This window comes from Paenibacillus sp. TSA_86.1, assembly GCF_052691815.1.
In genome coordinates this window covers 667,251-679,264 of record NZ_JBQZGE010000001.1, presented here as the reverse complement: position 1 = coordinate 679,264, position 12,014 = coordinate 667,251, and the positions used below count along the sequence as shown (strand labels likewise).

General features: G+C 46.9%; 16 protein-coding genes. 4 read left to right on the top strand and 12 right to left on the bottom strand.

From position 1 onward, the window contains the following. The first annotated feature begins 103 nt into the window (after positions 1-103). The 3 genes from ACUTVW_RS03160 (at position 104) to ACUTVW_RS03150 (ending at position 2,697) form a co-directional block, all read left to right on the top strand. Complete coding sequence (locus tag ACUTVW_RS03160) at positions 104-874, top strand: DeoR/GlpR family DNA-binding transcription regulator (protein WP_445644440.1); 771 nt, start codon at positions 104-106, stop codon at positions 872-874. Positions 875-958: 84 nt separating this feature from the next. Next, positions 959-1,492 carry a TetR/AcrR family transcriptional regulator gene (locus ACUTVW_RS03155; RefSeq protein WP_445644439.1) on the top strand — a complete coding sequence of 178 codons (534 nt, stop codon included), beginning with the start codon at positions 959-961 and terminating at the stop codon, positions 1,490-1,492. A gap of 89 nt (positions 1,493-1,581) precedes the next feature. Then, on the top strand, positions 1,582-2,697 hold the full coding sequence (locus tag ACUTVW_RS03150) for an MFS transporter (RefSeq protein ID WP_445644438.1): 1,116 nt from the start codon (positions 1,582-1,584) through the stop codon (positions 2,695-2,697). Here the strand turns inward: ACUTVW_RS03150 and ACUTVW_RS03145 are convergent. Then, positions 2,691-3,248 (bottom strand): hypothetical protein, encoded by a 558-nt coding sequence (locus ACUTVW_RS03145; protein ID WP_445644437.1) that lies wholly within the window; start codon positions 3,246-3,248, stop codon positions 2,691-2,693. The genes ACUTVW_RS03150 and ACUTVW_RS03145 overlap by 7 nt on opposite strands. A 209-nt stretch (positions 3,249-3,457) precedes the next feature. Here ACUTVW_RS03145 and ACUTVW_RS03140 point away from each other — a divergent pair, with 209 nt between their 5' ends. Further along, positions 3,458-3,727, top strand: coding sequence for a SunI/YnzG family protein (locus ACUTVW_RS03140; protein WP_445644436.1), 270 nt, complete (start codon positions 3,458-3,460; stop codon positions 3,725-3,727). Between the two features lie 79 nt (positions 3,728-3,806). Here the strand turns inward: ACUTVW_RS03140 and ACUTVW_RS03135 are convergent, their stop codons facing one another. The 11 genes from ACUTVW_RS03135 to ACUTVW_RS03085 all read right to left on the bottom strand — a co-directional run bounded on the left by ACUTVW_RS03135 (position 3,807) and on the right by ACUTVW_RS03085 (position 11,945). Beyond that, positions 3,807-4,985, bottom strand: a complete 1,179-nt coding sequence (locus ACUTVW_RS03135; protein WP_445644435.1) for a DUF4272 domain-containing protein — start codon at positions 4,983-4,985, stop codon at positions 3,807-3,809. 249 nt (positions 4,986-5,234) lie between these two features. Next, a complete protein-coding gene (locus ACUTVW_RS03130; RefSeq protein WP_445644434.1) occupies positions 5,235-6,455 on the bottom strand; it encodes an RtcB family protein in 1,221 nt (406 codons plus the stop codon). An 85-nt stretch (positions 6,456-6,540) separates the two neighbouring features. After that, positions 6,541-6,963: a hypothetical protein gene (locus tag ACUTVW_RS03125; protein ID WP_445644433.1), complete on the bottom strand. Its 423-nt coding sequence runs from the start codon at positions 6,961-6,963 to the stop codon at positions 6,541-6,543. 89 nt (positions 6,964-7,052) lie between these two features. After that, positions 7,053-7,502, bottom strand: a complete 450-nt coding sequence (locus ACUTVW_RS03120; RefSeq protein WP_445644432.1) for a GNAT family N-acetyltransferase — start codon at positions 7,500-7,502, stop codon at positions 7,053-7,055. After that, entirely contained in the window at positions 7,499-7,951 is a 453-nt protein-coding gene (locus tag ACUTVW_RS03115) for a GNAT family N-acetyltransferase (RefSeq protein ID WP_445644431.1), read from the bottom strand. Before ACUTVW_RS03115 ends, ACUTVW_RS03120 begins: the two co-directional genes overlap by 4 nt. Continuing rightward, complete coding sequence (locus ACUTVW_RS03110) at positions 7,948-8,694, bottom strand: SDR family NAD(P)-dependent oxidoreductase (protein ID WP_445644430.1); 747 nt, start codon at positions 8,692-8,694, stop codon at positions 7,948-7,950. The genes ACUTVW_RS03115 and ACUTVW_RS03110 overlap by 4 nt, the downstream gene beginning before the upstream one ends. 15 nt (positions 8,695-8,709) lie before the next feature. After that, positions 8,710-9,426 carry a class I SAM-dependent methyltransferase gene (locus tag ACUTVW_RS03105; protein WP_445644429.1) on the bottom strand — a complete coding sequence of 239 codons (717 nt, stop codon included), beginning with the start codon at positions 9,424-9,426 and terminating at the stop codon, positions 8,710-8,712. 249 nt (positions 9,427-9,675) lie between these two features. Then, the gene (locus ACUTVW_RS03100) at positions 9,676-10,065 is read right to left on the bottom strand and encodes a VOC family protein (protein ID WP_445644428.1); all 390 of its coding nucleotides are present in this window, start codon (positions 10,063-10,065) and stop codon (positions 9,676-9,678) included. Positions 10,066-10,229: 164 nt separating this feature from the next. Then, on the bottom strand, positions 10,230-10,739 hold the full coding sequence (locus ACUTVW_RS03095; RefSeq protein ID WP_445644427.1) for a GNAT family N-acetyltransferase: 510 nt from the start codon (positions 10,737-10,739) through the stop codon (positions 10,230-10,232). A 75-nt stretch (positions 10,740-10,814) separates the two neighbouring features. Continuing rightward, positions 10,815-11,339 (bottom strand): YfiT family bacillithiol transferase, encoded by a 525-nt coding sequence (locus ACUTVW_RS03090; protein ID WP_445644426.1) that lies wholly within the window; start codon positions 11,337-11,339, stop codon positions 10,815-10,817. Between the two features lie 69 nt (positions 11,340-11,408). Next, positions 11,409-11,945, bottom strand: coding sequence for a GNAT family N-acetyltransferase (locus tag ACUTVW_RS03085; protein ID WP_445644971.1), 537 nt, complete (start codon positions 11,943-11,945; stop codon positions 11,409-11,411). Between the last annotated feature and the right edge of the window lie 69 nt (positions 11,946-12,014).

Sequence of the window (12,014 nt, the reverse complement as noted above, 5' to 3'; positions counted from 1 at the left end):
CACAAATGAAATTGACAAGTTCTCTTCACAAACTTACACTATTAAAAACAACAACAATCCACACAAACACCAACCGTCCAGAACGTAAGGAGGCCAGATTTGAATGTCATTAACATACGAGGAACGAAAAGTCACCATCCTTGCCCAGCTTGCCACACAAGGCAAAGTTCAGGTACAAACGCTAGCTCAGCACTTTCAGGTGTCCACGGAAACCATTCGGCGGGATCTGGATCGTCTGGAGAAAGAAGGCAAACTGCGTAAAGTGTACGGAGGTGCTGTACGTGTGCGCTCTGGCATGATCGAAGCTCCTTTTCAAAAGCGTTCACAGCTGCAGCTCCAAGAAAAACAGGCCATTGCCGTCGCAGCAGCTTCCTTGATTGAGGACGGCGAGACTATCATGCTCGATAATGGCACAACCACACTCGAAATCATGCGTCAATTGCAGCACCGTTCCCAAGTGACGGTGATCACCAATTCCGTACCGATTCTGGCTGTTGCTCTGGAATCCTTTGCTGGTAAAATCGTTTTTGCCGGAGGTGAGATCCACACCGCGGTTCAAGCCTCCACCGGTCCTGTCGCACACGAAATGTTAAGTCAGTTCAAAGTCAACAAGTCGTTCATCTCGGCAGGAGGTGTTTCCTTCACGGATGGCATTACGGATTATGCACTGGAGGAAGCTTTGATCTCGCGTAAAATGATGGAACGGGCGGAGGAAGCGATCCTCGTGGCGGATCATACCAAATTTGGACGCTCCACGTTTTCCAAGATTGCACCTGTTGAGCATATATCCATGGTCATTACCGACTCAGCTTGCCCGGCTGAATGGATCGAAAATCTCCAACGGCTGGACATCGAAACCTTGATTGCGGATTGACAATAGAATCTGCTTTCTATATTTTGGATATAATGATCATTCTATTTTTACATAAAAATGGGTGAAGGGAGTGTGCCAGCGATCATGAGCAGCAAAAAAGAAATGCTCCTGAACGTGTCCGAGGATTTATTCTATCTGCATGGCTTTCATGCCATTGGATTGAAACGCATCATTACCGATGCTGACGTAGCCATCATGACGTTATACAATCACTTTGCATCCAAAGATGACCTGATTGTCGAGGTGCTTCTGCGCCGCGAGCAGCGCTATCTGGAGCAACTACGATTGTATGCAGGTAACATGGCCCAGTCCGTCTTTCTCAATCTGGCTGAAGGTCATGCCAAGTGGTTGATGGAGCATGAAGCCAGAGGATGTCTTTTTTTACGAGCGAAGGAAGAGTTCGGGGCTGATCCGAATCATGTCATCGTGCAAACGGTGAACGGGCACAAAAAACATGTCATGACCCTGATAAAAAAATGTGATCCCGAAGCAAATGATCGGAACATCATGCAATTTATGCTGTTGTTAGAGGGTTCGACGGCGCTGGCCGAAACGGAAAATGTAACAGATGTCTGCCGGGAACTGATTCACATGACGCAAAATAGTTTCAATTCATAACACAAAGGGTGAGTTCATATTTCAACTCACTTTTTTATTTCACAAGAAATATAATGATCGTTCTATCTAAAAAAGGCGGTGGAATCGTAATGAAAAAGATAGTCCTGCCTGGCGTTGCCCTGATCGCTGTATGTTATGCTTTTGGGCGTTTCAGTTACGGACTGTTTATGCCAGAAATCTCCGAGGCATTACAATTATCCGAATCGGCATCCGGGGCCATCAACTCGGCAACCTATATTGCTTATTGTCTTGCACTTCTGTCTGCACCGCTCATTATTAATCGCAAGGGGCATCATTACGTCATTCAGCTTGCAGGAATCAGTGCTATTCTTGGCTTAATCGGCATTGGCTTGTCCCATGATGCCTGGCTGCTTGCGGTCAGTGTTTTTCTTGCCGGACTCAGCACAGGGTGGGCATCCCCAGCCCTTGGGAATGCTGTCAGCGCAGAACTCGCGCCAGACTTGCACGCCAGGGCTAACAGTTGGATTAATACAGGAACCAGTTTCGGCATCACCGTCTCCGGGCCGCTTTATTTGCTGTTCACCGATTACTGGCGTTTAAGTTATATCCTGTTCGCCCTCATCGGAATAACCGTTCTGCTCTGGAACCGACATGCCATTCCCGCAACCAAAACGCTTCCTTGCACCAAGTCCATCTGGTCTTGCATGAGACCGACCAGACCGGGATCAGCTTTACTCATGGCTTGTTTGTTAACCGGCGCAAGCTCTGCGATCTATTGGACTTTTGCCCGGAACTTTCTTACGGACGAAAAAGGGGCCTCCGATTCGGAAGCCGTCCTGTTCTGGATTGTCATGGGCGTGACAGGAATACTTGGCGGATGTGCAGGTCGGATTATAGAACGGATCGAGTTAGGTTGGTCTTACCGTATAGGTATCCTGTTATTATCCATTTCGCTGGGTGTAATTCTATTGCCAACGATGACAGCAAGTCTGATTTCCGCTACCCTGTTCGGCAGCACGTACATTTTTCTCACCAGTATATTTATTGTATGGGCAACGAGACTGTTCCAACCGAATGTTTCCATCGGGATTAGTCTCGCCTTTCTCGCACTAGGCGTAGGACAATTTCTAGGATCATTCATGGCAGGATACAGCATTGAGGTATTTTCGAGCACCGCAGCTTTTATGGCTTTTGCTTTGCTTGGTTTGCTGGGACTATTCCTTCGTGTAAAACCAGCTCAATGAGTGGATTTATCGATATATCGATACTTCTCAATGATACGGTTGTCCCAGACCTGCACCTCAATGTATCGTTCAGGCCCCCGTTCTCCCATCGGATTCCATTCCTGCGGCAAGCCGTAGGTTTGTATTAGTTCAACGATTTCGTCTTTGGTATACACCTGCTGGCGGTAAGGTTTGCCGTCAGCATAACGCATCGTTGGAAAGAGGTCACCATATGTGAAACTCACAACTTCTGCGGGTAATTCCTCCCATGGAATGATGATATGATCTGGCTCTTTATACCATGATTCTAGCCAAGGACATACACCGAGCGTTAGATAATGGGGATAGTCTTGTGCCGGTTTTCCTGTCTTAACTGTGAATTTCTCATATGCCAGCTGCTCAAGCCCTCGCCTTATTGTTATGTAGTCGGATGACCGCTGACTTGCAAAGGCTCGGCCTTCCTCCCGAATCTGTTGTAAAGCTGCTTCGGCCTCTCTCTCAGACAAGCTCGAGAGATTGCGGAACGGGCCTAACCTTTTGTCAAAATAATGATAGCCATTGAGGTGCTCCATACAGATCATCTCCTATTAAAACATTGGATTGTTTCTACTTCCCCGATTAGATCCCGGTTGATCTCTCTCTCAATAGTTGACTATATCTTATGTTGTAATTCCAATTAGACTTCATCTTTATTAATTAGGAATTTTTAACCAAAAAATGATAAACTGGATTTATCGTTTACGTACAACTATTTCAGATTTTTAGAAACGGAGGTCACCCTATGTTTGCTGTAAGCGCAAAACAAGTAGAGGATCAATTGATCATTCGCTGGCAGTTATCCAAATATGAAATCCCCCTCGCTCGGATCACATCTGTCACGCTGGATGATACATATGGAGGCAGTGAACCCTCAGCGATTCGAATCGGTCCTGTCGGTGGTACTACCGAACGAATTCTGATTCGCACCACAAATCAATCATACATTTTATTTACAAATAGTGTGAATCTAATTTCTCAGATCCAAGCTATGTTATCTCGCTCCGCAAATTAGTATTTCAAATGGTTCAATTCCATTAATAGTTAAGAGCCACCGATCAGATAAAATCCAGTCGATGGCTCTTTTCATTCATTTACGTATCCGTACGTACCTCGTCCCACGCTTGATCGAGATAACAGATGAGCCAGTTAAGTGCGCGATGCCGTTCATAAGCTACACCAGGATTCAGTCCAGCAGGCGGTGTGCTTTCCTTGATTCGGCTATCCACACACACCCAGTTGTACCGATAGATTAAGTCTGCCTCGTCCAAGATTTCACCTTTGGTGCGGAGGGTAGAACCCGACAAAAATGCCGCGAAACTGTCCTTTTGCTGTAAATAACCAACATCCTTACTTACATTACACAGCTCTGTAGGTGAACCCAATTCCTCCACGTACCCCAGTGCCCACAACATCACATGGTATGCCTCATATCCCCAAGAGAAACGAATGACCTCTTGCTGTTCTGCTCCCTGCTGATCCAGAAACGACTTTTCGTCGGGCGAAAAGAAGGCGGACGCATCATATTTATCGATCACTTCCTGCACAAGCGCTGCAGTGTCATCGTCACTTTCACCTGATCCCAGACACTCGCCTTTGAGCGCGGCCAAGCAGAGAGCTACGGCACGCTGCGCTACCTCTTCTTTCGTTCGGATCTCCGTGTCTTGTTCTCCCGATCTTGCCGGCAGATTAACATTATACGGAATCCCCAGTGCCGCTAATTGCTGCTCAGAACGCGCCTTACGCTCTACAGCATCCGCTGAAGGCGAACGGGTGTCATCCAGATAACTGGTGTGTGCAGTTACCTTGTAATCTTCTACCTCGGATTCTCCGTTCACATCCAGAAGCAGCTGACCTTGAGCATTCAACAGGGAGCCCCCTCCCCAGAAAATGACGGCGTCCAGCGCTTCAGCTAATTGTAATAACTCGTTAAAGAACTCTTCCGAGATATCTTCCTCGGTCTCAATGCCAACCACCATATTCAGGGTGGAGCATTTAATCAGTACCTTTTCCTGAAGAGCCGCATTACGTCCCTCGATCTGACTTAGAAACCCAAGCATGCCTTGAATCATCGTGCCGAACTCTTCGGGGTGCGTCTGGCTCGTCATCATGTTGAAACCTTTTGTTTTCTTGCTGAACCACTTTTTCTGAGTCACCTGAATGTACGTCTTGTCTTCTCTCCGCTGGATAGCGGACTCAGGGTAAATGGATTGAATGATTTCATATAGTTGATCCAAGTCAAACTGGGAGCTGTATATCGCGCAGTTTCTCATATGGTGTTCGCCCTCCTTCTTGTGTCTGAATTCTAGTTAAGTTGACTAAAGATTTTACACAGGCCACTCCTAAGACAGAATAACCTTCCAATCGCTGTTATCCCCAGATTTTTGTGATTCCCTTTTCCAAAGGGGAAAACCCGGTGATAAAGGCGACCGCTTCGCTTCTTCAGGTTTTTTCTGTCTTCTCCGTTAATGTGTAAAAAATAGTTCAACTTATATAGTTAAAAAAGATGATAAGGTTTTTGATTAGTCCTTGTAGGGGTCAAACTCATTACCACCAGCCATCGCCACGCCTACCGGGCGCAGGACATGATTGATTTTCAGCGTATTCGCGTGCGCATGCAGCACATCTTGCAATTTTTTATATACAAACGGGCTTTCATCTGTACCTGCTCCGCGTAGCTCTACACCATACGCACGAATCGCAGCTTGCATCTGCTCTTCACTAATTTCGCCGCCCATACGCGTGCGCAGTTTGTAGTTCATTTTGCCTGCCGCCTGTGTACGGCTCATCATGCGCCCTGCCCCGTGAACCGTGCTGCGGAAAGACTCGGTATTCTCCTGACTGTCGATTCCCTCTACAATCACCGAAATATCGCCCATACTCCCGCCAACAAAACCAAGCTGGCCTGGCGCAAGCGGTGTCGCTCCCTTACGAACAACGACGACTTCTTCGCCCATATGCTGCTCTTTCCAAGCAAAGTTATGATGATTATGTACGGCATATTCAGCTCTCGCTCCAAGGATACCCAGCACCTGCTCAATCACGTAATCCCGTCCGGCATAGGCATACCGACCCGCTAGTGTCATACCCGCCCAATACATATCACCCATTTCACTGTTCAGGTCAAACAGGGTCGGGGGCTGATCCATGGATTCGCCCGGTGCTTTGCCACTGAACTGCCGTCCGGCCGCCAAGTTAAGGAATCCACTTGCCACCTTATGCCCGAAGCCACGGCTGCCAAAATGATTTGCAATCCATACCTTTCCCGTTTCCTCTTCCACAAAAACATCGACAAAATGATTGCCGCTGCCCACCGTGCCAAGTTGATTACGTGCCAATGTCTTCAGCTTCTGCTGCAATCCGGCTTCGATGGAATCAAAGAGCTTCCAGTTCGGATCGTCAAACAACTCATGCTCCACCGGAGTTGGATTGTTCCGGCCTACGCCAAAAGAGATCGTTCTATTAATATCATCCATAATGACGGCAATACGGTCACGAATATCGTCCCACAGCAGGTTGGTACGTACGGCTTTGTTGCCGCAGGCAATATCGTACCCCACTCCTGAAGGGCTAATCATGTTGCGGTAAGCAACGACCCCGCCAATCGGCTGCGAATATCCCTTGTGATGATCGGCCATTAAGGCTACACCCATCACATCCCCATATTTGGAACAAGTCACCGCCTGACTTACGGCATTCTCCAGCGGTTCCCCCCAAACTTTGATGTTATCCACGATACGCATGTTTTGGTAACCTCCTATGTATTCTTTCCCTTAGTTTAACAAAAAAGAGAACGTCCGCTAAGGATTCGCTCTCTTTTTTCCTCACCTACTTCTTTGTAATCTTAAACTTAAACTCCCACGTCGCCGTGTTACCCGAATATCGGCCTCTGTTCTCCGTCACTACAACCGCCAATGTCTTACTGGTTGATTTGGAGAACGAAGAAAGTTTCACATTCGTGCTTTTACTGCCGTAATCCGGAATTTTGTCCTGCTCTTCCGCAAGAGCCTCCAACTTCAACGTACCACTCGGCTTCATATTCAGTGTCACGGATGAACCTTCTTCCAGCTCTTTCCCGTTCACACTTGCGCCGATTGCCCACTCATTACCGACCGAGTTATTCTCGACCAGTTCCGCACTGACAAGCGTAACCGTGACTTTGACTGATTTGGCTGCAGCATAAGACGTTGGAGAACACACAGCAAAGACAAGTGCCAGAATCATAAAGACATTAGCCCATTTTTTGAACACAAGAGTACCTCCCTCTTATTCTGTTCATTCAGTAAGACTATGCCTTATTCGCCATGCTTCTGAAGTAATCCTTCCGCCCTTACTGCAACTTATAAATGTTTTCGGTATCCCTGAACCACCTCATCCCTAAAACCCAGTTTTTCATAAAATCGATGTGCTTCTTTGCGTTGATCTCCAGACACCAGAATGATGTATGCACATCCCAGATCTTTGGCAATATGTTCGATCTTAAGCATCAGCTTCTGTCCAATGCCCTGCCTGCGCACCCGTTCAGAGACAATGACATTCTCCACGACCATAAATGGCTCGCAAGCACCCAGCAGATCCAAGCACTCAACCCCCATAACCGATCCAACAAGTTCATCCTGATCATATGCTCCAAGCACATAGTAGTGACTCTGTTTCTTCATTTGTTGCAACGTCTTTTGCATCATCTGCTCATTCATTTGCTGTTCATTGGACGGTGTGCCCATCAATTCATGATATAGCTGGTTTAACCTTGGCAAATCCTGCGCTTCAATCTGCTTAATTGTAATCATCGTGATGTCTCTGCTCCTTCTGGTGTGATAAGATCCTTCTTGAAATAGTAATGCTGGTGTCCAGTAGGCGCATTGTCGATCAACGTCATCAGCTCGTACCCGTGCTTTTGGTAAAATTCGGGGGCCTGGTAGGAGAACGTGTTCAGCATAATAAAATCACAGCCCTTTTCCCGGGCCAAACGTTCAATCTCCTGAAGTAGCTGTGTACCATAACCCTTATGCCTTTCCTTGGCATCTACCCACAGGATATCTAGCTCGACCCAGTTCCAGCATAAGGTGCTCAGTACCCCTGCTACAATCTGCCCTGCCTCGTTTCGAATATGAAAATGAAGCTCCTCGTATCTGTTCCTTAAAGCCTCGCTCACATGTGCCGCATTATAGGCGACCAATTGCTGGCGGACATATGCGGAATCTGCTTCGGTACTTGGTGTAATGTTTGGACTAGTCAATTTTCTTGCAAACCTCCTGTTAACTTAACCATGTTATTACTGCTGTCCTCCAACAACTCCAGAATAGCCTGTGCCACATCACCCGGAGATCGGAGTTGACCCGACTCGTACACATCCCGGAATACGCCAGACAATGCAAACTCTTCTGCATCCTTTCCTCTCGCCACAGCCTGTAATTCCGTATCCACCATGCCAGGATCGAAGGTAATAATCTCCACTGGATTAGGCTGTGATGTTTGTTCCATCGCCACACACTGTGTGAACATGTTGATTCCTGCCTTTGATGTACAATAGGCTGCCATGGAAGGCGCCGGATAACTACCCGAAGCAGAACTGACATTAATAATTTTTCGCCGCGCCGTCATATGATTGGTGTAACGGATAAAAGAGGATGTCAGAATCATCGGCGCAGCCAAGCTAATATTCAGATGAACACTAATCTCTTCTGCGAGGCACTGATCCATAGGTTTCAACGGTTCAAGCATTGCTGCATTATTAATAAGTCCGATGCATTCCGCGGAAACTAGTGAAATCTGCTCCAATATGCCCGAGATCAAGTCGTCAATACGATGAATGTCTTCAAGGTCGAACTGGACATGAGTGTACCGTTCGTACGTATTGCCCAAGTCGGATGCTCCGCGTGCTATGCCATAGACTGTATCCCCTTTTTCCAAACAAAGTTCTGCAAGCTGTCTGCCAATTCCTTTGGACGTGCCTGTGATAATAAAGATTCTGTTCCCCATATGCTCTCCGCCTCTCTATTGTTTTTTTCTCCACAACGTCACCCACAAAATAGGCAAACCAAAATACGGCTCTTCCTGCCCCATCGCCTTCATGGGACGAAATTCCACACACTCAAATTCTTCCTCCAGCAAATACCGAAGTTTCTCCTCCGTAAAAGCAAGCCCGCCCCGCATCGTCTTTTCACGGTACACTTCCCAATCGTCCATCACATGTTCCGGCCCACCCTGATCGCCAAATCCCGGTGCAAAACAAGTCATACCAAACAGACCTCCCGGCTTCAGCGCACGATGGATCATCTTGATGTAAGAAATACGCTGATGCGGCAACAGATGGTGCAGGCAGCCCGAATCATAGACCAAATCATATTCTTGCTCTGGTGCCAGTTCGAACACCGATCGACATTCAAAGCGTACATCCAGATGTTCTTCCACTGACCGTTCCTTTGCCCAGGCAATCGCTGTCTCTGACAGATCATAAGCATCGATCCGATAACCGTGGCGAGCTAGATACAACGCATTCCGGCCGGGGCCACATCCCAGCTCCAGTGCTCTGCCGCCTCTTAACCTTCCCGCTTCTACTTCAGCGACCAGATTCTCATCTGGCTTGTTTGGAAAAAATGGAATCGGTCTGTCCCGATCCTCATAGAACGGCTCCCAAAATTGCTTGGCCGATCTGAAATCCGCATCCAGCATATCATAGAGATCCTGCACACTTTTTATTGTTTTTTCCAAAGTCTGATTTCCTCCTATTTCACAGCTATAGATGAATATTTTTCATTACAGTTTTCATGTGATTGTTCCATGAATCTTGCGCAATCAATTACACTCTATTATAACATTTTTAACCAATCATTCTCTATTTTCCAAGTTTAATTTTGGTAGAATATTCATTGTTTCCCCACACAAAAAAGCGAGCGACATGGTATGTCACCCGCTTGATATTCCCGCTATAAAATAACCGCTGTACCGTTGTTTAATCGTCTATTTTTTAACCTTGCGCTCCATCACAGCAAAGTAGTTCTTCTCATTATCAGCAAAATTAAAGACACGCCCTGTTGGCATCTCTATAACTTCCCCAACCGTTACATGTTTAGCGGCCAAATCGGCATATAACCGATCAAGGTCATCAGTGAAAAACATCAACGAAGGTGTCCCCAAATTTAGCTCGGCCGACATACGTGCCACGACCTCTTTATCATGCAAAATGATGCTTGTCTGTGAGTCTTTCGCAGGCGCAACTTCAATCCATCGCATACCTTCATCAAGGATGACCTCATCCACGATATGGAATCCAGCTACTTCCGTCCAGAAAGCCAGCGATTCATCCTGGTTATTGACGTACAACATAATCTGGCCTACTCTGCTAAACATGCATTTACCACTCCTCTAATCAAGTCATCTCCGGTTACATCTATTCTAGATTGCCTCAGATTCCAGTTGAGTATAACACGCATGTCCTGTTTGAAGATAAACAATTTAGAGAAGCTAGACGTTTCATCAGCCACATCTCGTTCTTCGGTTCAACTGATCTAGAATCACAACAGTTTTTTGGTCAAATACAGCACCACATCATCGTCAATAATCGTCTCTTCTCCTGGCTGAAGGTAATGATCATCTCGGTGAAGCCCCCGTCCGTCTGGAATATATCCACGATGTGCGTATAACACCTGAGCTTTTCCATAATCTGCATATACACCTACACCAATGCCTGCCACGCCAGAGCGTTCCCTTACCACGTTCTCGGCGTGATCCATCAGCTTCGAACCGATCCCTTGCCGTTGGAACTTCATCAGCACATTAAAATCGTTGATCTCCGGGATGCCTTGTTCCTGAAATGAAGGATAACCCGAAGTCCAGATCACATTGACATAACCGGCAAATTCGCCGTTCGATTCGGCGATCAGAGTCACGCGTTTCCCGTTCTGCTGTTCTTCCCAATACCGTTCATATAATTCTAGCGGTTTGTGCCACCCCTGTTCCTGAAATGCCTCCGAGATGACTTGCGCGTCCTGCTTCGTTAAATGGCGAATATGTACTTTACTCATGATGTTCTCCCTTCTGATACAGCCTTTTGTATAAGTAACACCTGTACGGCGAGGAAAGTTTACTATACTTTCTTTCTAAATTCCCAGTCGATCTCGAAGCGAAGTGATCTGGGCAACATGATGTTTGCCATGCCATGCATACAGTCCCACACAATAATCCAGTCTCATCGTATTCTTCGATGAAGGACTGTAGAACTGTTTGGCATAGTCATCTTCCGAGAATGAGTTTAACAGTGCCGTCCAGCGACGATGCAGTGCATCTAAAAGCTGGAGGGAAAACTCCACGTTCAGATCTCTCGAATCACTCAGTTCTGCCCAGCGCTCTTCATAATAAGGGCGTATCGTGGGCGTATCCTCTGTCAAAGCGAGCTTGAAGCGAATCACACTGTTCATATGACTATCTGCCATGTGGTGAATGACTTGTCTCAGCATCCAGCCGCCCTCCCGATATGGCAGACTTAGCTGTTCTTCATTCAGTCCGTCTATTGCTCCTCTCGCACGTTCTGGCAAGTCTGCGATATCTTGAATCCATTGCTGCCTCTGAGCTAGCGTTACCTCACCTTCATGTGTGAACTGTCCAATCGGATATCTAAAGTCCATCTCATTTCCCCCGTACTCCCTGTGGATTTGTTTACCACATATTACCACAAAAAAACTCCCTATGCTATTTTATGGAGCATACTCCATCAGCCAGCAATCTCTCATCTGTCCTTCATGCAGTTCATGCTGTGGCAGCTGTTTAACCTTTTTGAATCCACACTTCTTGTAACAAGATAACGCACGTTCGTTCCAGGCTTGCGGGTCCATAACAATTCTCCGGGCGTATTTCTCTCCAGTCAAATACGCTGTCATAGAATTCACCAGTCGTGTGCCAAGGCCTATGTTCCAGCAATCCGTTTCCCCGATAAACTGATCGGTCCCGTAGATGATTTCATCATTGTCAGCATAACCATACGCCGCACGTTCCTCTGACTCAAGTTCGTAGAACTGAATGTATCCGATCGGCCGACCGTCATATTCCACAATACAACGGGCAGCCTCATCATCCTGATTGTAAAAATGCGCCCTCACAAGCTCCAGATCATGCGGCTGATCCCGACCTTCGTAATACTGCAGAACCTCCGGGTCAGACAACCATTTGACTAGCAACTGCTCATCCTCCGTCTGTAGCAGGCGAACTGCCAATTTTCCCACTTGATATACGATATTCATTTCATCCCCTCCCCGAATCCCACAGAATGGCTAATGACATGACACCATTTATTGGCGTCATTC